General features: G+C 38.2%; 26 protein-coding genes. 17 read left to right on the top strand and 9 right to left on the bottom strand.

The window, feature by feature from the left end; all coding sequences use genetic code 11:
• Nucleotides 1-39: 39 nt before the first annotated feature.
• A complete protein-coding gene (locus AC5WOE_RS18280) occupies nt 40-384 on the bottom strand; it encodes a hypothetical protein (protein ID WP_496053183.1) in 345 nt (114 codons plus the stop codon).
• A 319-nt stretch (nt 385-703) separates the two neighbouring features.
• Here AC5WOE_RS18280 and AC5WOE_RS18275 point away from each other — a divergent pair, with 319 nt between their 5' ends.
• Nucleotides 704-844, top strand: a complete 141-nt coding sequence (locus AC5WOE_RS18275) for a hypothetical protein (protein WP_496051429.1) — start codon at nt 704-706, stop codon at nt 842-844.
• 296 nt (nt 845-1,140) lie between these two features.
• On the opposite strand, the gene AC5WOE_RS18270 is transcribed toward AC5WOE_RS18275, so the two are convergent.
• On the bottom strand, nt 1,141-2,298 hold the full coding sequence (locus tag AC5WOE_RS18270; RefSeq protein ID WP_496053182.1) for an FxsB family cyclophane-forming radical SAM/SPASM peptide maturase: 1,158 nt from the start codon (nt 2,296-2,298) through the stop codon (nt 1,141-1,143).
• A 297-nt stretch (nt 2,299-2,595) separates the two neighbouring features.
• On the opposite strand from AC5WOE_RS18270, the gene AC5WOE_RS18265 reads away from it, so the two are divergent.
• Nucleotides 2,596-2,796 (top strand): TetR-like C-terminal domain-containing protein, encoded by a 201-nt coding sequence (locus tag AC5WOE_RS18265; protein ID WP_496053181.1) that lies wholly within the window; start codon nt 2,596-2,598, stop codon nt 2,794-2,796.
• A gap of 452 nt (nt 2,797-3,248) precedes the next feature.
• Here the strand turns inward: AC5WOE_RS18265 and AC5WOE_RS18260 are convergent, their stop codons facing one another.
• Together AC5WOE_RS18260 and AC5WOE_RS18255 are read right to left on the bottom strand one after the other, a co-directional pair.
• Nucleotides 3,249-3,461, bottom strand: a complete 213-nt coding sequence (locus tag AC5WOE_RS18260; protein ID WP_028778373.1) for a hypothetical protein — start codon at nt 3,459-3,461, stop codon at nt 3,249-3,251.
• A gap of 659 nt (nt 3,462-4,120) precedes the next feature.
• Nucleotides 4,121-4,339 carry a YgaP family membrane protein gene (locus AC5WOE_RS18255; RefSeq protein ID WP_496053180.1) on the bottom strand — a complete coding sequence of 73 codons (219 nt, stop codon included), beginning with the start codon at nt 4,337-4,339 and terminating at the stop codon, nt 4,121-4,123.
• A gap of 194 nt (nt 4,340-4,533) precedes the next feature.
• Between AC5WOE_RS18255 and AC5WOE_RS18250 the strand changes: the two genes are divergently transcribed.
• The 3 genes from AC5WOE_RS18250 (at nt 4,534) to AC5WOE_RS18240 (ending at nt 6,713) form a co-directional block, all read left to right on the top strand.
• Nucleotides 4,534-5,796, top strand: a complete 1,263-nt coding sequence (locus AC5WOE_RS18250) for an O-antigen ligase family protein (protein ID WP_496053179.1) — start codon at nt 4,534-4,536, stop codon at nt 5,794-5,796.
• 67 nt (nt 5,797-5,863) lie between these two features.
• Nucleotides 5,864-6,475, top strand: a complete 612-nt coding sequence (locus AC5WOE_RS18245; RefSeq protein ID WP_496051434.1) for a 3D domain-containing protein — start codon at nt 5,864-5,866, stop codon at nt 6,473-6,475.
• An 82-nt stretch (nt 6,476-6,557) separates the two neighbouring features.
• Nucleotides 6,558-6,713 carry a hypothetical protein gene (locus AC5WOE_RS18240; protein ID WP_496051435.1) on the top strand — a complete coding sequence of 52 codons (156 nt, stop codon included), beginning with the start codon at nt 6,558-6,560 and terminating at the stop codon, nt 6,711-6,713.
• 159 nt (nt 6,714-6,872) lie between these two features.
• On the opposite strand, the gene AC5WOE_RS18235 is transcribed toward AC5WOE_RS18240, so the two are convergent.
• The 4 genes from AC5WOE_RS18235 to AC5WOE_RS18220 form a co-directional block, all read right to left on the bottom strand.
• Nucleotides 6,873-7,274: a hypothetical protein gene (locus tag AC5WOE_RS18235; RefSeq protein WP_496051436.1), complete on the bottom strand. Its 402-nt coding sequence runs from the start codon at nt 7,272-7,274 to the stop codon at nt 6,873-6,875.
• A 71-nt stretch (nt 7,275-7,345) separates the two neighbouring features.
• Nucleotides 7,346-8,368, bottom strand: coding sequence for an NADPH-dependent curcumin/dihydrocurcumin reductase (gene curA / locus AC5WOE_RS18230; RefSeq protein WP_496051437.1), 1,023 nt, complete (start codon nt 8,366-8,368; stop codon nt 7,346-7,348).
• A gap of 113 nt (nt 8,369-8,481) precedes the next feature.
• Nucleotides 8,482-9,402, bottom strand: a complete 921-nt coding sequence (locus AC5WOE_RS18225) for a mechanosensitive ion channel family protein (RefSeq protein WP_496051438.1) — start codon at nt 9,400-9,402, stop codon at nt 8,482-8,484.
• A 28-nt stretch (nt 9,403-9,430) separates the two neighbouring features.
• Nucleotides 9,431-10,429: a metal-dependent hydrolase gene (locus AC5WOE_RS18220; protein ID WP_496051439.1), complete on the bottom strand. Its 999-nt coding sequence runs from the start codon at nt 10,427-10,429 to the stop codon at nt 9,431-9,433.
• A 693-nt stretch (nt 10,430-11,122) separates the two neighbouring features.
• Here AC5WOE_RS18220 and mutY point away from each other — a divergent pair.
• Nucleotides 11,123-12,193 carry an A/G-specific adenine glycosylase gene (gene mutY / locus AC5WOE_RS18215; protein WP_496051440.1) on the top strand — a complete coding sequence of 357 codons (1,071 nt, stop codon included), beginning with the start codon at nt 11,123-11,125 and terminating at the stop codon, nt 12,191-12,193.
• Nucleotides 12,194-12,206: 13 nt separating this feature from the next.
• Nucleotides 12,207-13,367: a VanW family protein gene (locus AC5WOE_RS18210; protein WP_496053178.1), complete on the top strand. Its 1,161-nt coding sequence runs from the start codon at nt 12,207-12,209 to the stop codon at nt 13,365-13,367.
• 102 nt (nt 13,368-13,469) lie between these two features.
• Here AC5WOE_RS18210 and yfhS read toward each other — a convergent pair whose 3' ends face one another.
• Nucleotides 13,470-13,655 (bottom strand): mother cell protein YfhS, encoded by a 186-nt coding sequence (gene yfhS, locus AC5WOE_RS18205; protein ID WP_496051442.1) that lies wholly within the window; start codon nt 13,653-13,655, stop codon nt 13,470-13,472.
• Between the two features lie 128 nt (nt 13,656-13,783).
• Between yfhS and AC5WOE_RS18200 the strand changes: the two genes are divergently transcribed.
• The 10 genes from AC5WOE_RS18200 (at nt 13,784) to AC5WOE_RS18155 (ending at nt 23,107) form a co-directional block, all read left to right on the top strand.
• A complete protein-coding gene (locus tag AC5WOE_RS18200) occupies nt 13,784-14,464 on the top strand; it encodes a hypothetical protein (protein ID WP_496051443.1) in 681 nt (226 codons plus the stop codon).
• Nucleotides 14,465-14,759: 295 nt separating this feature from the next.
• Nucleotides 14,760-15,578 (top strand): pyrroline-5-carboxylate reductase, encoded by an 819-nt coding sequence (gene proC, locus AC5WOE_RS18195; RefSeq protein ID WP_496051444.1) that lies wholly within the window; start codon nt 14,760-14,762, stop codon nt 15,576-15,578.
• Nucleotides 15,579-15,732: 154 nt separating this feature from the next.
• Nucleotides 15,733-16,299, top strand: coding sequence for a DUF402 domain-containing protein (locus AC5WOE_RS18190; protein ID WP_496051445.1), 567 nt, complete (start codon nt 15,733-15,735; stop codon nt 16,297-16,299).
• Complete coding sequence (gene lepB / locus AC5WOE_RS18185; protein WP_496051446.1) at nt 16,287-16,817, top strand: signal peptidase I; 531 nt, start codon at nt 16,287-16,289, stop codon at nt 16,815-16,817. Before AC5WOE_RS18190 ends, lepB begins: the two co-directional genes overlap by 13 nt.
• A 224-nt stretch (nt 16,818-17,041) precedes the next feature.
• Nucleotides 17,042-17,821 (top strand): GTP-sensing pleiotropic transcriptional regulator CodY, encoded by a 780-nt coding sequence (gene codY, locus AC5WOE_RS18180; RefSeq protein ID WP_496051447.1) that lies wholly within the window; start codon nt 17,042-17,044, stop codon nt 17,819-17,821.
• Nucleotides 17,822-18,209: 388 nt separating this feature from the next.
• On the top strand, nt 18,210-19,130 hold the full coding sequence (cyoE, locus tag AC5WOE_RS18175; RefSeq protein WP_496051448.1) for a heme o synthase: 921 nt from the start codon (nt 18,210-18,212) through the stop codon (nt 19,128-19,130).
• A 27-nt stretch (nt 19,131-19,157) separates the two neighbouring features.
• On the top strand, nt 19,158-20,162 hold the full coding sequence (gene coxB, locus AC5WOE_RS18170) for a cytochrome c oxidase subunit II (protein WP_496051449.1): 1,005 nt from the start codon (nt 19,158-19,160) through the stop codon (nt 20,160-20,162).
• Between the two features lie 163 nt (nt 20,163-20,325).
• Nucleotides 20,326-22,188, top strand: coding sequence for a cytochrome c oxidase subunit I (ctaD, locus tag AC5WOE_RS18165; RefSeq protein ID WP_496051491.1), 1,863 nt, complete (start codon nt 20,326-20,328; stop codon nt 22,186-22,188).
• Nucleotide 22,189: 1 nt separating this feature from the next.
• Complete coding sequence (locus AC5WOE_RS18160) at nt 22,190-22,807, top strand: cytochrome c oxidase subunit 3 (protein ID WP_496051450.1); 618 nt, start codon at nt 22,190-22,192, stop codon at nt 22,805-22,807.
• A gap of 3 nt (nt 22,808-22,810) precedes the next feature.
• Nucleotides 22,811-23,107 carry a cytochrome C oxidase subunit IV family protein gene (locus AC5WOE_RS18155; RefSeq protein WP_496051451.1) on the top strand — a complete coding sequence of 99 codons (297 nt, stop codon included), beginning with the start codon at nt 22,811-22,813 and terminating at the stop codon, nt 23,105-23,107.
• Nucleotides 23,108-23,165 lie beyond the last annotated feature (58 nt).

Here is a 23,165-nt window from a genome sequence, read left to right as displayed (position 1 = left end):
ATATTTTAGAGGTTGCCGTATTGGTAACCTCTTCTTTTATCAATTATAGGAATCATAGGCAAAACCGATCAAGAACAGAAGTACTGGAATACATATACTGACCATAAAACTAATTTGTCCCCAAGTGTTTTTCCTATCTCTTAGGAAGGCTAATAAACCGACAATGATCAATATAGGACCACAAGGAATCGTGAATAATGACACATAGCCATAGTATTTTGGTTCTAAAACAGAAAAAATGTAAATGGCAAAACCTACATAAATGGAGGTAAGAACAAATGAGAGGAGGGCAAGAATCGTGGATGCTTTGGATTTATTCTTTACACGTTTCCAAATGAGAAAAATAGTAAGAATAAGAATAAATAATAGCGGTGTATAGCCCAAGTGGATTTCTCCTCTTTAGTGAAATGGAATTATTAATTTTAGAATAACACAAAAGCGAGCATTGTTTATTGCTCAAGGAAAGAAATAGTTATCATCAAGGTGCCTCTGATCTATGAATAATGAAACTTTGTTTGAATAGGAAAACAGAAAGAACTCATAAGTAAATAGTCGATACAATATTTAAAATATTTATTGGTTCTCACCTAATTATCAATGTATAATGAGGAAGAAACCTCTAACCCCCCTAACCAGTTGAAGAAAGGGAGAAGTCTGGTAGAGGGGAGATAACCTTGTCCTTCGAAAAAGAAGGGAGGTTAAGATGGTAAATGAAGAGAGTCTCGAAGAAATCAGGGAGAGACTCACTGCGCAGCGTCATCCTGTTCTGGACATCGTGGTTCAGACACTTGGTGATGATGGTGCGGATGTAGGAGCCTTCTACGGCTTCGACAGCCGCATGTAATGCGCAGCCCCTCCTCCAACAAACGAAGTGTTGGAGGAGGGGATACGATAAACTAAATATATGATAATTGGGAACCCCCTTGAAAAATTTTTCAAGGGGGTTCTGTGGCTGCTGCACACACTTTTTCTATTTTACTTTTGTGTGCAGAGCTTGATCTCATTGTGAGATATGCAAAATGGTTCTTTCAAAATCAGCAGCCAGTGCTTTCAAGCCAATTTGACAGGCAATCACTCCTATATTTTAGAGCCTCGTTATTTTACAGGGGTTCTGTGTCTACTACACACACCTTTTCTATTTTACATTTTGTGTGCGAGAGCTCGACCTCGCTGCGAGATATGCACAATGATCTTTTCTAGATCATGACAGTACACAGACGGATTGCAGAAGTCATTAGGTTCACGGTAACGGTGAGCGTAGTTACCTCCGCCACACACTGATTTCAAATAGCATACTTTACACTCAGCAGCCAGTGCTTTCAAGCCTATTTGACGGGCAATCACTCCTGGATGTTTTAGAGCCTCGTTAAAATCGTTCTCTAGAACATTCAGCCCCGTTTCTGGAGCACCAGGATAGGTGGACTTGAGCGAATCCACTTGTTCGATCGCTCCATCCGTTTCTACAACTACTCCAAGGTAAGGAGAGAGTCCCACTGCCTCTGTCCTGCTGGGAAGATCATTGAGTAGTCTAATGATTTCGATGAAAAAGCGAATTAGTGGTGTTTGTTTTGCTTTTTTAGATCCGTCAAACCAGTGATCGAATAGTTCTATCATCCAATCACCATATGGTGTTGATTCTGAAGGCAAACCTGGGGGCGGGTTTGTGTGATTCCCAAGCGGGAAGAGGAAGTCCAACGCTGGTGGTTTGAGCTTGAGCAGCGATTCATAGACTTCCACCGGTGAGTTTGCTAGATCGATGGTACAAAGGATCCCTCTGTAAATTTCTGGGTTTTTAGAGGAGAGTAGCAACTCTACACCGTTGATTGTTTTGTTCAGTGTTTCTCGTCCCGCATGGTCTATGCGATAACGATTCAGATCAGCCGTTCCGCCATCCAAACTCACTCCGACACCAATTTGTTCCTTCACAAACAAATCTACGATCTTCTTTGTGAGAAGTGTGCCGTTTGTTTGGATGCTTGCTTGAACCATGCACTGGTCACCAACTGCCTGATGTACTTTTTGACGTACTAGTCTGATGTAGGTGATGAGCAGCGTAGATCCAGCCAGCAACGGTTCGCCACCATGCATAGTCAATACGATATTTGTCAGTCCGTATTTCTTCACATGAGCCGCAATACGATTGGCTGTAGCGTTCATTACTTCTATTGATACAACCTTCGGCCTACGTTGCCAACTTTGGTCGGCTTTCTCATATACGTAGCAGTAAGTGCAAGCCAAATTGCATCGACTATGCACCTTTAGGATGAACTGTTGGAAGGGATATGGTGGTGTTGACATGTTTATCTCTCTACCACTCTAGATCAAATCCTTACCTTGTGTAGTGATATGTCAGAGTGGATTTGATATTATTTTAGCAATAATACCTATCATTAACAATAATAACAATATACATAATATTATGACATTTATTGAATTAAAATATATCATACATGCCACATGATGGAAAGAATTTAACTTTGGCTCTGTGTATTGATCTGGAGGAATATTGTCACGTACAGCTCCAGATGACAGAAAAACGATTCGTTTGATATGTTTTTTAGCCATCTCCAAAATAGAAAATGCTGCTTCCGACGTGTGAAATGGCCTCCCCAAGCACTTCAAATGTATGAATATTATGCAGAACATGCTGCGTTTTTCAGAACGATATTAGGTTCAAATGGAGATCCTTCTTTTTTGGTGGAAATAAAAGAAATCATGAGAGAGTTGTTTCAAAAAAACTTTGCACTGTCTAAAATCAATAGAGCTCAGCTGCCAATTCCTGAAGATTTTTATTAGTTATATAGTCTCTGCTAATTTAGGTCTTCTTCAACACTGGTTTGCGACTGATATGGTTTACTCAGCCAGAGAAATAGCGCTAATGTCGATGCGCATGCGTCTAGGTCTTTTTCATACAACAGAATATTGAATGTATTTGGTTTCTTGAAATAGAAAGAATAGGATAGAAAAACGCAGCTTTAATTCGATTACAACTACTTGATCAAATATCTTGATAGGAGAGAAATGCAGCAAATCAACTCTTGATATTCAGATAACTAGAACGGGATTTTGAGAAGGAGTATTTGAGGGGAAAATCAAAAACGAAAAAAAGGTGGTTAAGCACAGCATAACCTCCTTCATAATGGGTTTATTACATAGAAAAACCAAAGCGGGACAGGAGGTTAAAAAGTCGATAAGAAGGGTATACCTGCTTAAATGTAACCTCCTATAGAAGAAAAGAACGTTTTCATTTAACAAATGGTAGTCGTTTGCTTTTCTCCAGCAATACTCATTGCATGAACAGGAATTTGAAACCACCATGCGCCATCTTTTCTACGGATAGGTTGAAAACCAGCTTTTTTCAGGGTTCGAGCAACAGTCCAACTGGCCGTATAAACGGTGGCAAGGTTTGTGGATTCATCAAACTGGATTACAGTTTCTTTTTCTTGCTCGCTTAGTGACATTTTCTTCACTCCTCCATCCGATCTTACTGATCGTATGTTCTTGTTTTTTTACATTCACCTGATAAGCCCATAGACTCCAAATTGCCACCTTCAGAACTAACAAATTCTTATCTGTATTTTTCGACGAAATATGACATAATGCCTTCTTTTTTTTGAAAAAAAATTGTCCTTTTCGCGAGAAAATTTTCAAAGAATTTATTTGCTAAGAAGATCCGCCAGTTTTGAAACATATCGTCAAAATCGAAAATTTTTGATTTAACCGAACGTTAGATAATCACTGGTAATTAGACAGATCTCCTACTATCTTGAAAACTATTATACAAAAAACTCAGAAAACAGACAATAGATAAAGTTTTGAATTTGAATAGTTTTTATTGAAATTGGACAATCGGGGAATGCTTGTTCTTATATAGTTTATAGCACAACCAAAAAAATTTGGCAAGCATAAAATAATATTAAATATTTATGGATATCATTTTTCGTTTCGACTTTTGTAAAAAGAGAAAACAAAAAACTATATAATTTAGAATGGATTTTTATTTGCATGCGCTTACATAAATAGTTGATTTGCTTGAAAAGTTAGGTGTTTATCAGAAAAGTAAACAGGCCGAAAAATGATTTCTTTATCAGGAGATAAAAAAAGATGTATTTATGTTAGCCTATTTTGTATCGTTATACAATGCTTTTAAAGGACAAAATTTTGTTATGCCTTCTGCAACTTTCATTGCAGACATCATTGCGATCAAGATGGAAAAAGGAGACCAGCACCTCCTGCTAAGTCTTGCAGTACTCCAAGCTAATCCTGTTAACCCACAGGTAATGCGCATAATAGCTTCCAGGTTATTTAAGTTTTTCTTCACGATTTTACTTCCTTTCATATGGGATTGCTTCCTTAGTTTGAGCATAAAGTACAGTAGTATATGTAAGACAACTCTTGGTAATGGATTAATATCTTGGATAGTAAAGGGTTTTTTCTTTTCCTGCTGGCGGACAGAAATCTTCGACAAAATGTCATATCTTTGATAAAATAATCGAGCGTAAAATTAGAAACTATGCACTGGGAGAGTTCCCCTTGAAACATTTACATAGACGACTTATTGAATTGCTATATTTATCTATACTGTTATCTCCATTTTTTCCACCAGTCGTTTTATTGGTAATTGCAATTGTAACGATTACTTTCTACCGAACGCATTGGAAACTAAAAGCATGGCCAGAAAGTTTTTTTCTTTCGCTTACTGTCATCTCATGTATAAGTTGGTTAGTTGATCCTTCATGGTACAATGGTATACCGATTGTGGTCATCGTAGGATTATGTTTTGGATTGTATTACTTGCTCACCGTCTGGTTCCGTAATGCCCTTGATTTCCACTGGAAGGACATTCAGCACCTTTATTTATCATTTTGGGTAGGTGGACTTTATTTAGTATTTATTTGTCTTATACAGCAGGTAGATTGGCCGTGGTTAATCAATTCACCGATCGGGGCACTCATGCAGTTTTATAAAGAATACCGATTTCAGACAGAATCTGTGCGAAGTTTTGGAACAACTGGCAATTCTAATTTGACGGCAGCTTTATTAATTTGTTTGGCACTCATCAGCATCTATGCTGCTTCCGTTCTGAAATTAAAAGGGCAAAAGATAGCAGGATACGTCATGTTCTTTTTGTTTTGCTACGCTATTTGGCTTACAGGTTCACGCGGCGCTTGGGCTGGTTTAGTAGTTGGGCTTGTCGTCCAAGTTTGGATGACAGGAGCGAGGAGATGGACAGTAGGTATTTTCTTAGGGTTAGTCGGTCTAATCACCTTTTTCCCTGATTTGATTCCAAGACAAGAGACTATTATTAGTACGATTCGTGTTAGACTCGAGGTTTGGTCGACAGCATTTGAAATCTTTAAAGAACATTGGTTGCTTGGAGTCTTGCCGCTTCATTTTAGTCAACTATTTGAACAGAAGGCTCATTTCAGTGTCATACATGCTCATAATATCTTTTTGGGTATTGCTGCTGAGTTTGGGATTTTTGGTTTACTAGCTTTTCTTGTTTTATTATTTGTCACTATACAGAGGGCGAGAAGATGGAGAAAGACCGCAAATTTAAAAGAGGAAAAAAGATTGGCAGGTATGCTGCTTTCCCAAACTGTTGCCTTAATAGGGCATGGGATGTATGATTACCCCATACTTTCTCCTCAAATTGGTGTGTTATTTTTTCTCAGTATGATCATTATACATACCCAGTATGAACGTCGTTGTTTGAAGCGGCCGGAGTGGAGTGAACCAAAAGTCGAATCAGAAATCGAAGACAAAGAAGAAAAGTTAGTTGTGGTTACCAAATAAATTGTCAGGTATAAATCCTCTTCCACTGGAGAAAGCTGGTAACAGCTTTTCTAGGGAGGGGATTTTTATGTGTAAAAACAAATTGATATTTATAGTACCTGTCATTGTACTTGTGGCAATGGTTCTTTTTGACAGTCAAAGTTCAGCAGAAACTATTAAAACCGTGCGTATTCAACAAGGAGATACCTTATATGCTTTAGCCAAAAAGTATCGCACAAGTGTCGATCAAATTGCGAAAGTGAATCATATTACCAATCCATCTTTGATTCATATTGGTCAAAAAATTCGTATCCCAAGTCAGATGTCGCAGAGCCGAGTATATGTTACCAATGAAAAGAAAGCAGTAACCAAAACGGCTTTTTCAAGAGGGAAATTACTAGGGGCATTTAAGCTTACAGCTTATACATCTGGATATGAATCAACAAATAAAAAGCCAAACGATCCTTATTATGGTATCACTTCCAGTGGAGCACATGTTCAAGATGGAGTTACTGTTGCTGTAGATCCAAAAGTGATCCCTATCGGTTCGCGAGTCTATATCGAAGGTATTGGTTACCGAATCGCACAAGATGTAGGAAGTGCGATCAAAGGCAATCATATCGATGTCTATATTTCGGATCTTCAAATGGCAAAGTCATTTGGTGTTCAATATGGGAAAAGAGTAGAGCTGATCGACTAAAATCAACCACTTTTAAGTGGTTTTTTTTATGGGATAGAGATGGTAAGCTAATACTACTAGAAGGAAGTGAGGAGAAAAAATAGTGGCAAAAAAGAATAAAGCAAGAGAGCCAAGAGTTGCAGCAGTGGATGAAATGGGAGTATTGAAGCGAGATATAGGCAGAATGGTGTTTTGGATTGTTGTTTCTGTAGCTGTTGCTGCTGTGGTCGCGGTAGGTGTGGAAAATTTTTTGGTATAGACTCACATACATAAGAAAGAACTCCCGGATGGGAGTTTTTGTTTTTTTGGAGGTAATACTTTATTTTTTTATGGATTACAAATAATATGTTGTGGCGACTGATACTACTTGCTAAACAAGATTTACGTACCAGTCACCATCATCCTTTGGGAAGCGCATTCACTTCACGAAAGGGATCACCCTGCCATGCTTCGGGGACCATTCCATGGCACTGTATGTGAGCACAGGCCGGAGCTGGAGGCAGGTGTGGTAGGTGTAGCTGCCGTTCTCCTGATGCTCGACTGGGGTGTTCTCTGTTCCCAGCATCAGGACCGGAGCTTCCTCCGGCTGATCCCGCAGCAAGGCATGGTAGGACGCACTGAGGCGGTCTTCATACCAGTACACCCGGCATCCATGTTTGTCGACATGGGTGAACTCCAGCTGCAGGCGAATGCCTGAACTCAGGGTCACTTCGATGGTCTTCGCATCCGGGGTGAAGTAGTCAACTCCCATAAACAAGGGCATCGTCATGAAGATGTCCATTCTGTGAGAAGTGTTTGCGGTTTCTTTTATTTTAAGCATTTGTTATAAACATTACAATAAAGATTGGGATCGATATTCTACATGGTTCTTCATTTTTTATTACGCAAATTTTAAGAAGGATCAGCGACATGGACAAGCTGTTTGCCTATATTTTCTCCAGCGAATAATCCTAAAAATGCATTGATCGTGTTTTCGAATCCTTCGATGATATTTTCTTGATATTTTAATTTTCCCTCTCGAAGCCACTCGGCAAGCTGTGCGATGCCTTCATCAAATCTTTCTGCGAACTCTCCGACGATAAAGCCTCGTATCATTGCACTATTGATAAGCAGTTGGGATTGAATACGAGGGCCAATATCTGGTTGTTCTTTGTTATACATCGAGATCAATCCACATAGAGGAATGCGAGCTTTGAAGTTGAGATGCGATAAAACTGCATCTGAAATGGAACCACCTACATTTTCGAAATAAATGTCTACTCCATCTGGGCATGCCTCTACTATGGCTGTTTTTAAGTCAGATGTAGTCTTATAGTTGATCGTTGCATCAAAGCCTAATTCTTCCTCTAAATATTTATTTTTTTCATCAGATCCTGCAATCCCTACGACGCGGCAACCTTTTATTTTTGCTATTTGTCCAACGACCGTCCCTACTGCTCCCGCTGCTCCTGATACGACAACTGTTTCTCCTTCTTTTGGTTGTCCGATTTCTAACAAACCAAAGTAAGCAGTTAGACTAGGCATTCCTAATATTCCGAGAGCAGTTGAGATCGGAGCGATTGTTGGATTTACTTTTTTGACTTGTTTCGGTTCTATAACTGAATACGTCTGCCAACCGAGATTTCCTAAGACAATATCCCCTTTTGATAAAGTGGGTGCTTGTGATTCAATGACTTCTCCCACTACCCCACCTGTAATAACTTCATTTAGTTTATAGGGAGGAGCATAAGATTTTTGATCATTCATTCGACCTCGCATATAAGGATCAACGGATATGTACAGAGTACGAATGAGTGCTTGTCCTTCAGATGTCTGTGGGATAGACTGTTCTACCCATTTAAAATTCTCTTCTGTAGGCAATCCTTTCGGTCTGTTGACAAGAAGGATTTGTTGATTTCTATCTTCAGTAGCCATGTGATCATCCTTTCTTTTTTCTCAGTGTACCCAGAGATTTAAAATAAATTGTATGCAAAGGAATAGAATCCTTCTGTAGAAAAAAACTCGAAATACAAAAAATGACAGCAGGATTATTTTCCAGCTGTCATTTTTTGTGAAGACTGCATCTCATTTATTTGCTCTGGACTGTATAAGACACTTCTTGGATAGGCGATATGGATGTTATGCTGGCGTAAAACTAAGACACTCTCTTTTCTCATTTCTCTTTCTAGATTCCAATATTCATCAGGGTCACTGAGGGCAGTGATGGTAAATTGCACCCCATTTTGATCGATATTGGTGACTCCTACTACTTCTGGCTTTTCAACAAGGTGATCTTTAAATTTAACGCCAATGCTTTCCACTACTTCTTCCAATGCTTTTGACACTATATCGAGATTGGATTCATAAGGAACAGTAATCGGGACAATCGAGCGCATTTTTTCCCGGTTATAGTTGGTCACTTGCGTGATGGTACCATTTGCAAGATAGTGTAGACGTTGGTTGTATTCGCGAATTTTTGTGATTCTCAGGCCCACCTCTTCTACTGTACCTCGGATAAGACCGTTGATTTCCACAACATCTCCTACCTCTAATTGTCGTTCAAAGATCAAGAAAAATCCTGTTATTACGTCTTTCACCAAACTTTGAGCTCCAAAACCGATAGCTAAACCTAAAATTCCTGCCCCTGCGAGTACGGGACCGAGGTTAATCCCAAATTTCGATAGTACCGTCAGTAAGGCGATAAAATACAGTGTATAGTGGACTACTGATTTAATCAGTTTTCGTAAAGTATGTGCCTTGTTTGTCTCTACTTTACTCCACTTGAAAGTATGATCTACCACTCGATCTAGTAACTTTACAGCAACATAGGTGAGGATAATCACAAATACAATTTCCAGTAGAGGGGCTATCAGATTGGAAACTGGATCTTTCACAATAGAGGTAAATAAATTTTTCGTATGTTGAATTACCAAATCCATCATGTTGGTAGTTGTTAAAAATATGGACATTTTGTATCACCTCGGTAAACAGTATAGCTTATTTTGCTACATTTTCAGCTCTTTTTTCAGCCTGTTTGTCACTTAACCAGCCGACAAAAGAGAATATGATATCATAATTTTGATCGAGGTGCGCCACAGCGACAAAAGGGAACTGTTTTTTGTGGTAGTATCTTACATCTAACCATTTGACAACATATCCATTTTCCCTTGTTAAAACTTGGGGATAACCATAAGAAGTAAATGATAGGAAAGAAGAAACAGCATTACATTCCTTTGATTTAAGCGTTGCTAGATGGTTTTTATCTTCCGTCGTGATTGTACCTGTCCACACTAATTGACCGCTTCGAATTTCTCCCATTTGAACTCTATCGTCCATCTCCACGATCACGTTCCAATTTCTCAAACGATAAGTAGGGATAACTGTATATTTTCCTATAAGTCCTGCTTCCTGTTCGACCCACCTGGTTATTTGATGGTGGACAATTGTTCTCCAAGCCACATATAAAATGAGAAGGAGGTAAATAATGGCAAAAATGATTCCTTCGCTTGTTCGAAAGAAATACCAACATACAAAGCCAATTAGATGTAATCCGAAAATAACAGGATCGAAAATATTGATGATATTAAGGGAAATCCAATCCCGTTTAAAGGGTCGTAAAGCTTGTGTCCCATAAGTATTAAAGCAATCAATGAAAATATGGATGAAGACAGCAAGACAAGTCCATAGCCAAAGGGTGAGAAAGGAGGGTACTGGCAGGAATAAGGAAATAATGAAGGAAATAATAGTCGGCCATATAAAAATCATAGGAGAAGAATGAGTCCATCCTCGATGATTCCGAACATAGATAGCATTTCCTTTTAGTCGATAAAGTGTGTCGAGATCAGGTGCTTGAGATCCGATTACGGTTCCAAGCAAGGCAGCATAGAGCATATCTGGATTGTGAGCTATGCTTGGATCCAGATGTGTTAGCCCGTATAAACCAATGCCCATTACGAAGTGAGTACCAGTATCCATTTTTCCTGCTACTACAAACATAGAAAAATATCCTTACTTGTGTATGTGCGTTTCCAACTTTGTCTCTTATTTTTTCTTTTCTCGTTTGATCAAGTTGTAAAGGACATTTTGTATATGTTGCTTCCACCTTTTGTAGCAGCTTATTTCACCTCGCTTTTTTTATTCGTATTTTGAAATCAATTTTTCGCAAATACGTATTTATGGTGGAAGTCTTGTGGGTTTATCGAGAGGTCTCCTTTTTTTATCAAATCCGTTTTTGTTGTTTCCATGCTATAGTAATGTTCTTTACTCATCACCTTTAAAAAGAAGGTACTCCAATGGTATAGTATTGTAATATAATTTTGTCACCATTCGAATTTAAAGACAGTACATATTGGTGTATTTCTCATAGAAATGTTATTTTTTAGACAACTATGCTTATTATTATATCTTCTAATTCTTATCATTAGCTTATGCATTTTTTTTGTGCAAGGTTTTTTGTTTGAGAAAAATGATGAAAGCAGTTACATTTTAACGTTTTATTTGATTATTATTTAGATGTTTTAGCATGAAATTCCTGAATTTGTTGTTCTTTGTATATAAAATATTAAAAAGTAATTGTACAATTTATATTTGTATAAAAAGAAGATTTCCCTCTCCATAAGATTTTTCCATTTTATTCTTACTTTCCATATATAATAAAAGGAGAGTTACATAGAAAAGGATGTACAAATTATGGAAATCATACAAGATGTTCCTCACATACAAAATTCGTTACTAGGGTGGTATAACGCAAATAAGCGGGATTTACCTTGGAGAAGGCATTCAAATGCTTATTATACTCTGGTTTCAGAAATCATGTTACAGCAAACCAAAGTGGCAACCGTTATCCCTTATTTTGAACGATTTATTTCTCGTTTTCCTACTGTATATGATTTAGCAGCTGCAAATGATGATGAAGTCGTGAAATTATGGGAAGGTCTTGGATATTATTCAAGAGCACGAAATCTACATGCCGCAGTGAAGGAAGTAGTAACTGTATACGGTGGTCAAATCCCAGATGGGAAGACAGAAATTTCCAAACTAAAAGGTATAGGACCATACACAACTGGTGCCGTTTTAAGTATTGCATATAACCAGAAAGTGCCAGCTGTAGATGGAAATGTGATGCGTGTTTTTTCTCGTATCTTTGCATTAGAAGATGATATTGCAAAGCCATCTACACGAAAGAAAATGGAGGATATCGCGGAACTAGTGATCCCAGATCATTCTCCTGGTGATTTTAATCAAGCATTGATGGAGTTAGGTGCTACAGTCTGCACACCAAAATCACCGCAGTGTTTATTTTGTCCGGTAAACGATTCCTGTTTAGCTTATGAGAAAGGTTTAGAAAAAGTATTACCTGTAAAAAAGAAAGCAAAAGCACCAGAGAAAACTTCCATCATGATGTATGCAATTACTTACAATCGTAAACTTTTAGTGGTGAGAAGACCAGCTTCAGGTTTATTAGCCAACATGTGGTCACTTCCAACAGAAGATCGTATGGAAGAGATGCCCCATCTTCAACAAGTGGAAGAATATTGTGAGGTAAATGGATATTCTGCTAAAATCTCTAAAGATATATACTATTTTGATCACATCTTTAGTCATCGTCATTGGAAAATTATGCTGATACCGATAGAGCTTGATCAAAACCCTGAATTGCTTCCAAAACGTTCCATCTGGGTAGACCAGCATGCTATTTCCGATTTCGCCTTTCCTAAGGTATATCTAAAAGCATTAGAGCAGTTAGGATATAGAAATTAAGGGAGAGAGAATCGTGGATAAAAATAATTCAAATGAAGAAGGAGTTACAAATCGAAAAGCAAACGACAACCAGGAACATCAATTAGTTCTTTTCCAACCACAAATAGTGGAGTTAGAGGAAGAGAATCATAATCGTTTTTTACTGTGGCTTGGCCATAAAAAAGTTTTATTAACTGCACTCATTAGTTTGTTCTTAGTAGTGGGAAGTATTTTTGTGGTATTTTCCTACAAATGGATCATTACTGGTTTGGCAGATAAAGAGCCTGTGAAACAAACGAAAAACAGATGGACTGCTCACATCATATTGAAATTACATGAGAAAACGTTTTCGTTAGATTTGAACAAAATCGGATATGATGGAAAGGACTTCTCATCGATTGATAAATGGGAACTTCTAACATGGTTTGATCAGCTAAAGAAGCAATTAAATACTCTTCCGAAAAATGCAAATCAAGATCGATTTGGCAGTAAAATCAAACCAGAAAAAGTTGGTTCAGTTATAGATGAAAAGCAGCTGTCATTTTGGAAAAACCATCCCGAAAAAATTATTAATAAGCCCCAGCAAATAAAGATGGTGACCAAGCGCCCAAGTGTAACGATCGCCATGCTCAAACAAGTCGACAAGAAAGTGATTGGTAATTATACCACCTATTTCGATCGGAGAAATGCAATTCGTACGAACAACATGCGTATAGCTTCTAAATCTATCAATAACATCATTTTGCTTCCAGGAGAAATTTTCTCATTTAATAAAATTGTTGGGAAAAGAACATATCAAAAGGGCTATCGTGTCGCTCGTAAGATTGTAAAAGGAGAATATAGTGAAGGAATTGGCGGAGGTATTTGTCAAATTTCCTCTACTTTATTCAACAGTGTAGATGAGGCTGGTTTATACATTGTAAAAAGATTTTCTTTTAACTCTTTAGCGACATATGTACCGAGTGGAAGAGATGCTACTGTTTCATGGGGAGAACCTGATTTTCGTTTTAAAAATAATCTGGACAAGCCTATCTTAATTCGATCTCAGGTGAAAGATGGTAAAGTAACCATTACTACTTATTCTGTGCCGAATGTTAAGGTGAGTCCCAAAAAGGTAAAAGATGCTCCTATTAAAGTTTTACAGATGATCGTTAAGGGAAATAGATCGACAAACGATCTACATGGAAAGAGCTAAAATTCATCACGGAAAGATTAAAAAAGAGCTTCCATCAACTACCTACAATCGTTAGGGTATAACCATTTAGGTTAAGTTTAATGGCGGCTCTTTTTTATGGGTTTAAGGGTGGGCTTTATTGTCTCTTTTCATGATTTCATCTACAACCTGATGATGGAGACTTACTCCTTGTTCATTCATTAATGGAGACATCTGCGAGAGCATATAATGGTGATAAGATAACTCATCAATTTCCCAGTTTTCAATGGGAATCGCACTCAATTCTTCCAAATCTCTTCCAAAATACATTTTTTCATCACCTCATCTATCAGTATGTGAGATAATAGGGGTACTCCATACAGAAAATTTTTCAAGTTCTAGGTTTAATTATCAGAAAAAGCGAAAAAATGGTAATACAAGAGAAAGGAGAGGATTCAATGAGAAGAAAGGTGGAAGCAATAGTAGAGAATAAAACGTTCTTTTTGTGGAGTTTTCGTACCTCTGCTGGCTTTGTATTTTTATCTGTTTTTCCGATTTTGTTTGTTTTAGTGGATGTTTGCAGTGGTTCGTTATCAGAACGTTTTCATTATATTTCACATAATTATGTGATGGTTCAAATTGCTTGGAGTTTAACTTTTGCAGCTCTCGTCGCTATTTGTTTTGTGTTTACAATGCTCTTTTTCCATTTAAATCGTACTTATCGGCCTATTTTACAAATGGCATGGTTTATTAATGTAGTAGCGCTTTGCGCTAGTACCTTATATCTTTTAATCGAAATTTTACTCATGCCAACTTTAATGGAGTGGTTAATGACTATTCCCGCTGAATCTGCTCATCAAACCTTAACAGTATGGGATGAATCTCTATCCCATCTAAGTGGAATTTTTATTCCTACTAGTATGTCTATAGGTGGTCTCATATACACAATTGTGATGTTTCAAACGAAGGAGATCCCGCTCGTATTTAGCTATTGGTCATTTTTTATTTGGAGTATGGTCCTTATCGGTAGTTTGTTTGCTACCCATTTAGGTGTTTTTGTCTTTTTGTTACTTTCGGTTATGATTCTTTTGTATGTTCCTTGGATATGGAAAGTAGGCACTGTATTGAAAAAATCTTGACGTATAAAGGGAAGCATGGCCATAATAGTAGTTAAATTAATAGTTTCCCGAATGCAACGATAAAGGCTAGTATGATTTTCGCCTTTTGTGCAGAGAGCAGGCCCTAGGCTGAAAGGTTTGCCAAGGTATGAATCAGAACCCACCTTTGGAGTATCAGATGAAAGTCTGCGGCTTAGTCTGCCGATATCTGGCTGTGAGATGTCGTTTACACGGCATAAATTAAGGTGGTACCACGTGAGTAACTCTTTCGTCCTTAGGATGAGAGAGTTTTTTTATTATAGAAAGGAGAGTTCCGATGAAAATCAGTTTTATTGGAGCAGGGGCTATTGCCGAAGCATTATTAGTTGGATTGTTAGCGCATGAAAATGTAAAGTCAAAAGATATTGCCTTTATCAATAAGAGTAACCAGCATCGTTTACAGTATTTAACCGATCAATACCAACTGCCGACTATTTCTGAACAAAAAGCCATGTTACTATCTGCAGATGTGATTATTTTAGCTGTAAAACCACAAATCGCAAATGAGATGCTGGCAGAATGGGGACCTAAGTTCAGCCGAGGTCAGCAAATTATTTCTGTGATTGCGGGTATTCCTACTAGTCATATTGAATCTTTTTTAAACGAAGAAATTTCCGTGATTCGCTCTATGCCCAATACTTCTAGTACGATCGGAATGTCTGCTACTGCTATTACCGCAGGAAAATATGCTTCAAACGATGATATGAAGCGAGCAGAAAAGATTTTTCAAGGTGTAGGGACAGTAGTAGCATTAGAAGAACATCTGATGGATGCTGTCACGGGTCTATCAGGTAGTGGACCTGCTTATTTTTATTTGATGGTGGAAGGTTTAGAATTGGCAGCACAGAAAGTTGGTTTGCCACGTAACGTTTCTAGACAATTAATCCTTCAAACCTTAATAGGTGCATCCCATATGTTGATGGAAACAGAAAAAAAACCTGAAGTGCTTCGACAAGAGATAACATCAGAAGGTGGGACAACAGCTGCTGGTTTACAAGTGATGAAAGAATATAAATTTATCGAAGGACTGGAAAAGACGATAGAAGCAGCTACGAAGCGTTCTAAGGAAATGGGAGAAGCCGTGTGTGTGAAATAGAAATATAATACTTATCGTTATTTTTTGAACCTTAACTATAAAAAGAGTAGTTAGGGTTTTTTTTTTGAAAAAAATAATTCTGATTTTTAGGTTTTAGAAACTTGTGTTATTGGAAATAAAGAGACTAAAGACATGACTAGGGAGAGACAAAAAGATGATTCCATTTCAAGTGGGTGAGGTAATTGACATAAACAGCTATAAACATGGCGGTGAATTCCATCGGCAGTGGAAAGGTTCAAAAGTCTTGTCATCCGATGAAATTCTAATTGTTTCCAACTATCATCCGAAGGTAACTGAGTCTGATGGTAGAATTCATACTTATCCAGGTCTTTCTATTGCTCTGTTTTTTCCAAAAGAGTGGTGGAATATAGTCATGATTTATCGATATAACAAACGTTTGGTTTCTTATTATTGCAACATAGCATCTCCGTTCCGTATGGATCGAGAAAAAGGATGTATCAGTTACATCGATTATGATATCGATTTGATTGTTAGGCCAAACCAAAGTTTTAAAGTGGTAGATGAGCATGAATTTGTGGAAAATAGCCAGAAATATTACTATCCTAACACCATTTTGAAAAGAGTGGAATTAGCAGTGAAGCAGTTGACAGCATGGGTAAAAAAAGGAAAAATCCCGTTTACCAAAGAATTTGCATCACACTGGTATCATCAGTATCTTTCCCTTGAATTATCAGGGGTGAATGGAAGATGCAATATGTAGTTGCTAAGCGTTCCATTTTTTGGGGATCTGTTTTCCTCTTTGGACTAGTAGTTGTAATTTTGGTTAATCAGTTTGTTATTTCATTATCAGTTGTGAGTGGTACGTCCATGCGACCTACTTTACAAAACGGCGACAGTCTGCTGGTTAACAAGTGGGATCTGCTTTTTGGAAAACCACACAGGGGGGATGTGATTACATTTGAAGATCCTGAAGAAAAAGGAAGATATCTAGTAAAGCGTGTAGTTGGTGTTCCAGGAGACACAATTGAAGTAAAAAAAGGACAACTTTATCGTAATGGGAAGTTAGCAAATGAGCCTTATATCGATGTATCTATTGAAGATGGTGATTTTGCTCCAGTTAAAGTTCTCGTCGGGACCGTGTTTGTGATGGGCGATAATCGTCACCGCTATGCGAGTCGTGATAGCCGTTATCAAAGTGTTGGTTTGGTGCCTTATGGTTTAATTAGTGGAAAAGTGGAAATAATCTTATGGAGACCATCTCTTTCAACTTTCCTTTAAAAAAAATGGTTAAAAAATAAGAAAATCAAGTGAAATTCAAAAAATGTTCACAAAAACCAATTTGCCTGTTCCACCAAATAACGGATAATGGTGTAGGTGCAGTGGATGAAAAAACTCAATAATTCAATTACCGCAACAAAATTTTTCCATAAAGTATTTCGGATAACGATATATTTTATGACAAAATAAATAGTAAGGGTAATGGTTAATAAGGAGGAAAACACATGAATTTACTAAGTAAAACACGTAGAATTTCAAAGATACTTCAAAAAAATGCAGGTCACAATCTTGTGGATTTTGATGAGGTGGCTCAAGCTCTTTGTGATGTTATCGGTGCAAACATTTATGTGGTTAATCCAGAAGGTCAGATGTTAGGGTTAGCCATTAATCATGAGTTTGACAACGAGCGAATGAATGAATATATAGAAAATCGAGCATTCCCAAATGAATTTGCTGGGCTGCTGATGGAAGTGGGCAAAACGATGCCTAATCTTGGTATCGATAGTCCATACACTGCATATCCAACAGAGCTCAAAGGTCAATTTTCAAAAGCTTTTACAACCGTTGTACCAATTATCAGTGGAGGAGACCATCTGGGCACATTGCTTCTATCTCGTGTGGAAGAAGAGTTTGTGGATGATGATCTTATCCTTGCTGAGTATGGTGCAAATGTAGTAGGAATGGAAATTTTACGTGAACGTGCTGGTCAAGTGGAAGAAGAAGCTCGTAGTCGGGCAGTTGTACAATTGGCAATTAATTCGCTATCTTTTAGTGAATTAGAAGCCGCTGAACACATTTTCAATGAGTTGGATGGTTTGGAAGGTTTACTAGTTGCTAGTAAAATCGCTGACCGTGTAGGCATTACACGTTCTGTGATCGTCAATGCACTTCGAAAACTAGAAAGTGCTGGTGTCGTAGAATCTCGTTCTCTAGGGATGAAAGGTACGTATATCAAGATTTTAAATCCTAGATTGCTGCCTGCTTTGGAGAAAGCACGTCACTAGTATTTTTCTAGCAATATCATAAAAATCCCTGTTGACAGAAGTTAACGGGGATTTTTGATTGATTCCTATAAAGGTGTTATTTGATTTCTAATAATTTGACAAATAAATAGCTGATATGTGTCTAATTTACGACAACTTCATTTCCTGATGATGGAATCCTAGAGTAAATTCCCGTTCTGTGGTCTGCCAAGTTTCATTCCTCTCTTGCGATTATGATATGAATCATCTAAAATGATGATGATATTAGGCGTGTATTTTGTTTTGTCCCATATTCTCCTTAAGGGAATGTAAGTCATGGACGATTCGTCTGTGATATTACATTTTTTGTATGTTATAACCTAATTAACCAATTTATTTGCCTGTGTTTCTTGGGAAGGAGGTAAGAACGATGGAAAGATCCGCTGAACGTTATATAACCCCGCATACACTAGCTGATATTTGGAAAGATTTTATAGATATAACCAAACCTGGAATAAATGCTTCTAACTTACTAGCCACATTTACAGGATATTTACTGGCGGCAGGGTATACCCATTCTTTTGGATGGATGGTATTTATCTATACAATGGTCGGTACAGCTTTGGTTATTGCAGGAGGATGTACTTTAAATAATTTCTATGATAGGGATATTGATCCCCATATGGAAAGAACACGTATACGTGCCGTAGCAAGTGGAAGAATGAAACCACGTACAGCACTTATTTACGGGATAATACTCACTGTTTTAGGGCATCTTATTTTAGCATTTGGCGTGAATATTTTAGCAGCAGTTCTTGGTTTTATAGGCTTTGCAGTATATGTATTTATTTACACCATGTGGTTAAAACGAACAAGCACATGGAATACAGTTATAGGTGGGGTTTCTGGTGCAGTACCTCCTATGATAGGTTGGGTTGCAGTAACGGGAAGTTTGGACATAGCCGCTTGGGCGCTCTTTTTCATCTTATTCCTATGGCAACCTCCACACTTCTTTGCTCTTGCAATGCGTAAAACGGAGGAGTACAGGGCCGCAGGTATTCCGATGTTACCTGTAGTAAAAGGTAGTGCTGAAACCAAGAAACAAATACTGATTTTCACGATTTTGTTGATACCTGCTACCATACTTCTCTTTGCAACGAATGCTGTGGGATGGACTTTTCTGATAACAGCTATTATCCTTGATATTATCTATGGGTTTTTAGCTATAAAAGGTTTTTCAATGCAAGATGAAGATGCATGGGCAAAACAAATGTTTTTGTATTCTTTGTTTTATCTTACCTTCATTCTATTTATGATGATGGTAGATGTATTGGTAAGACAGATATTTTAGTATGTGGGTAGAAAGCGAGGTTTGGCTGTGGAAAGACTTCGAGCATGGCGTATTGGACTTCTCATATCTCTAGTAATGCTACTGTTGGCTGGTTGTAGCGGTGATCCATCGCTAAGCGTTCTCGATCCAAAAGGTTCAGCAGCTAAGATTCAGCTGAACCTGATTTACTGGAGTCTCGGGTTAATGACCGTCGTTTTTGTAATCGTTATTACCATCTATGTCTATGTCTTGGTTCGCTATCGAAAACGCAAAGGTCAAAACAGAATGCCTGAACAAGTGCATGGCAGCACAAAGCTGGAAATTATCTGGACTGTAATTCCTATTGCAGCATTGATAGCATTAGCTATCCCAACTGTCCAGTACACATTTGACTTGGCGAAAACACCACCATCAAAAGATACCGTTATCATTGACGTAACAGGTCATCAATATTGGTGGGAATTTAAGTATCCTCAGTATGGAATTACTACTGCACAAGAAGTACATATACCAGTTGGTAAAAAAGTTCTCTTCCGTATTCACGGAAAAGATGTATTGCATGCATTCTGGATTCCATCCCTTGGTGGAAAAGTCGACGTAGTACCTGGACGTGTAAATACGTTAACACTTGATGCTCAAGAGGCTAACGTATATCAAGGGAAATGTGCAGAACTATGTGGTGGCGGACATGCCTTGATGGACTTTAAAGTATTTGCACAGAAACAAGCAGATTTTGATAAGTGGCTTACTGGTATGAAACAACCTGTTGCCTCCGTTTCTACTTCATCTTCTGAAGCAAATGGAGAGAAAATCTTTAAACAAAACTGCATGGGTTGTCATGCTGGGGTAAACCCAAATATTCAAGGACCAAACTTGAACAAATTTGCTACTCGTACCACAATCGCAGGAATTTTGCCACATAACGATGAAAACCTTAAAATTTGGCTACGCAATCCTCAAGCTGTGAAACCGGGTACATTGATGCCTAAAATCGATTACTTAGACAAAAATGATTTAAATGATCTTATCAAGTATCTCGATAGTAGAAAATAGGATCTCTCGCTTGGAGATAAGTAAAATTTATCTACAAAAGTACTACTAATCCTCTGTCTGCTTCTAACGATTTGCCGGTGGCAAATATTCTTTATCCAAAAAGGAGGGACTTTACTTGGGAACGCTGATTGTTATTCTCGTTCTTGTCCTGTTTTTAGCCGCAATATTTACAGGTGGTTACAACAAACAGTTTCAAGAGCGTGTACGCAAAAGTCGTACATGGGATTGGCTTACTACTGTTGACCATAAGAAGATCGGTATTCTTTATTTGATGGCAGGTTTGGTCTTTTTTATCGTCGGTGGTATTGAAGCCACATTTATGCGCTTACAATTGTTCGCACCAGGAAATGATCTTTTCGTGGGACGTACCTTTAACGAACTACTGACCATGCATGGTACAACCATGATTTTCTTAGCAGCAATGCCAATGATTTTTGCATTGATGAATGCGGTTGTACCTCTGCAAATTGGTGCTCGTGATGTTGCATTTCCTTTTGTAAACGCGCTCGGTTTTTGGTTGTTTTTCTCTGGAGGGTTACTCCTGAATTTAAGTTGGATTTTTGGTGGAGCGCCTGATGCAGGTTGGACTTCTTATACAGGACTTGCTCTAAACCAATACAGTCCAGGGCCTGGTGTTGATTTTTACGTACTTGGGTTGCAGATAGCCGGTATCGGAACACTGATCGGTGGTCTGAACTTCTTAGTTACCATCATCAATATGCGAGCACCAGGAATGACGTTTTTACGTCTTCCTCTGTTTACTTGGACTGCTTTTGTAACATCTGGGTTGATTCTCTTTGCTTTCCCAGCATTGACCGTCGCCCTTCTTATGCTTATGTTTGACCGAATATTTGGCGCTAACTTCTTCGATTATGCGATGGGCGGAAGCACGGTTATTTGGGAGCACTTATTCTGGATTTTTGGACACCCTGAAGTATATATTGTTATCCTTCCTGCTTTTGGGGTTATGTCAGATGTTATCAGTACATTCTCGAAAAAACGTTTATTTGGTTACAATTCCATGGTATTTGCGACAGTACTAATTGGGTTCCTCGGATTTATGGTTTGGGTTCACCACATGTTTACAGTAGGATTGGGACCAATATCTAACTCCGTTTTTGCTGTAGCAACGATGGCGATTGCTGTACCGACAGGGATTAAAATATTTAACTGGTTATTTACTATGTGGGGTGGAGAAATTCAATTTAAAACCCCAATGCTTTGGGCAGTTGGATTCATCCCTACTTTTGTAATGGGTGGTATGACGGGAATTATGTTGGCATTACCTCCTGCTGACTACCAATACCAGGATAGTTACTTTGTTGTAGCACACTTCCACTATGTACTTGTTGGTGGTACCATATTTGGCTTATTTGCAGGTATATATTACTGGTGGCCAAAAATGTTCGGTAAGTTGTTGAACGAAACTCTTGGGAAGTGGCATTTTTGGACTTTCTTGATCGGATTTCATTTGACATTCTTCCCACAACACTTCTTAGGATTATTCGGAATGCCGCGTCGGGTATTTACATATCAAACGAATGTGGGTTTAGAAAAATTAAATGAATTAAGTACCATTGGAGTAGCAGGTATGGCCATCGGGACGATCCTTTTCCTCATTAACATCATCTATACGTTTAGAAAAGGGAAAAAAGCAAAAGCAGATGCTTGGGAACTTGGTCGCACTTTGGAATGGTCCATTCCTTCACCGCCACCTGAGTACAACTTTGCACAGACTCCTCTTGTTCGAGGATTTGATGCACTATGGGTGGAAAAAGAAGCTGGAAATAAATCGATGACTCCTGCAGAACCACTTGGATCGATTCATATGCCATCTCCTTCCTATATCCCGATATTGATGTCTTTTGGGTTCTTTGTCGCTGGATTTGGATTTATTGTGAGAGGTATTCCTGCTGCAGTTATTGGTTTAGTTATTGTTGTCACTTCGCTTTTCCTTCGATCTTTCGATTATGATAAAGGGTATCATGTAGAGCCTGAAGACCCTGAAAAGGGAGGGAAAGAATAACATGGCAAATAAAGTAGAGTCAAGTACAGAAATGCCAAATCACCTAGAGACAGCTACATTTGAAGGGAAAAACAAAGTATTAGGTTTTTGGTTGTTTTTAGGTGCTGAAACAGTACTATTTGCGTGTTTATTCGGTACGTATCTCGCGCTTCGTAATCAATCCCTAGGTGGTCCTACAACACATGAATTGTTCGATCTTAAGTTAGTAGCACTTGCAACAGCCCTACTATTGACTAGCAGTCTGACAAGTGTACTTGCGATGATCAAAATGAATGAACGTAACCTAAAGGGAATGGTTACTTGGCTAGTAATCACCTTGCTGCTCGGTTTAGGATTTCTTATATTGGAAATTTACGAGTTTCAAAACTATGTGCATGAAGGGCATACTTTTATGAGTAGTGCTTTTGGATCTTCCTTCTATGCATTAGTCGGTACTCACGGAGCTCACGTTACATTCGGGATTATCTGGATCACAACGATTATGTCTCAAGCAATTAGACGTGGAATCAATACAGATACTGCTCCAAAACTATTTGTTAGTAGTTTATATTGGCACTTTATCGACGTAGTGTGGGTATTCATTTTCACCCTCGTCTATCTGCTAGGAAAGGTGGGCTAAGTAGTGGCGAAAGAAAGTAACCAAGCTATTAGTCAGAAACCTGCTGGTGCAATGAAACATATACTGTCTTTTGTATTTATGATTGCCTTTACAGCTGCTGCCTTCTTTGTGGTTGTATCAGATAAAGTTCCAAGCGGATGGGTAGTTCCATTGCTTTTGATATTTGCCGTTATTCAAGTCATCTTACAGCTCTTTACATTTATGCATTTAGACCAAAAAGGCTCCGCATTCTATACAACATTTATCATTTTCGGGTTATTTGTTGCTGTAATCTCAGCACTTGGAATTCTCTTAATGTAAAAAAGAACAGCTCTCTATATCATAGTGGAGGGCTGTTCCTATTTGCTTTATTTTCATA

It is taken from the genome of Shimazuella sp. NTD248 (assembly GCF_059510395.1).
The sequence above is the reverse complement of the archived record's forward strand: the minus strand, read 5'-3'. Positions and strand labels throughout refer to the sequence as shown.

What these genes read in the sequence shown, in the direction of transcription:
- curA (WP_496051437.1), bottom strand. Translation starts at nt 8,368, where the DNA reads ATGGCTACTGAAGATAGAAATCAACAAATCCTTCTTGTCAACAGACCG.
- AC5WOE_RS18160 (WP_496051450.1), top strand. Translation starts at nt 22,190, where the DNA reads ATGGCAAATAAAGTAGAGTCAAGTACAGAAATGCCAAATCACCTAGAG.
- AC5WOE_RS18255 (WP_496053180.1), bottom strand. Translation starts at nt 4,339, where the DNA reads ATGAAAGGAAGTAAAATCGTGAAGAAAAACTTAAATAACCTGGAAGCT.
- AC5WOE_RS18275 (WP_496051429.1), top strand. Translation starts at nt 704, where the DNA reads ATGGTAAATGAAGAGAGTCTCGAAGAAATCAGGGAGAGACTCACTGCG.
- AC5WOE_RS18200 (WP_496051443.1), top strand. Translation starts at nt 13,784, where the DNA reads ATGAGAAGAAAGGTGGAAGCAATAGTAGAGAATAAAACGTTCTTTTTG.
- proC (WP_496051444.1), top strand. Translation starts at nt 14,760, where the DNA reads ATGAAAATCAGTTTTATTGGAGCAGGGGCTATTGCCGAAGCATTATTA.
- cyoE (WP_496051448.1), top strand. Translation starts at nt 18,210, where the DNA reads ATGGAAAGATCCGCTGAACGTTATATAACCCCGCATACACTAGCTGAT.
- AC5WOE_RS18225 (WP_496051438.1), bottom strand. Translation starts at nt 9,402, where the DNA reads ATGTCCATATTTTTAACAACTACCAACATGATGGATTTGGTAATTCAA.
- AC5WOE_RS18190 (WP_496051445.1), top strand. Translation starts at nt 15,733, where the DNA reads ATGATTCCATTTCAAGTGGGTGAGGTAATTGACATAAACAGCTATAAA.
- lepB (WP_496051446.1), top strand. Translation starts at nt 16,287, where the DNA reads ATGCAATATGTAGTTGCTAAGCGTTCCATTTTTTGGGGATCTGTTTTC.
- AC5WOE_RS18235 (WP_496051436.1), bottom strand. Translation starts at nt 7,274, where the DNA reads ATGCTTAAAATAAAAGAAACCGCAAACACTTCTCACAGAATGGACATC.
- yfhS (WP_496051442.1), bottom strand. Translation starts at nt 13,655, where the DNA reads ATGTATTTTGGAAGAGATTTGGAAGAATTGAGTGCGATTCCCATTGAA.
- AC5WOE_RS18245 (WP_496051434.1), top strand. Translation starts at nt 5,864, where the DNA reads ATGTGTAAAAACAAATTGATATTTATAGTACCTGTCATTGTACTTGTG.
- AC5WOE_RS18270 (WP_496053182.1), bottom strand. Translation starts at nt 2,298, where the DNA reads ATGTCAACACCACCATATCCCTTCCAACAGTTCATCCTAAAGGTGCAT.
- codY (WP_496051447.1), top strand. Translation starts at nt 17,042, where the DNA reads ATGAATTTACTAAGTAAAACACGTAGAATTTCAAAGATACTTCAAAAA.
- mutY (WP_496051440.1), top strand. Translation starts at nt 11,123, where the DNA reads ATGGAAATCATACAAGATGTTCCTCACATACAAAATTCGTTACTAGGG.
- AC5WOE_RS18260 (WP_028778373.1), bottom strand. Translation starts at nt 3,461, where the DNA reads ATGTCACTAAGCGAGCAAGAAAAAGAAACTGTAATCCAGTTTGATGAA.
- AC5WOE_RS18220 (WP_496051439.1), bottom strand. Translation starts at nt 10,429, where the DNA reads ATGTTTGTAGTAGCAGGAAAAATGGATACTGGTACTCACTTCGTAATG.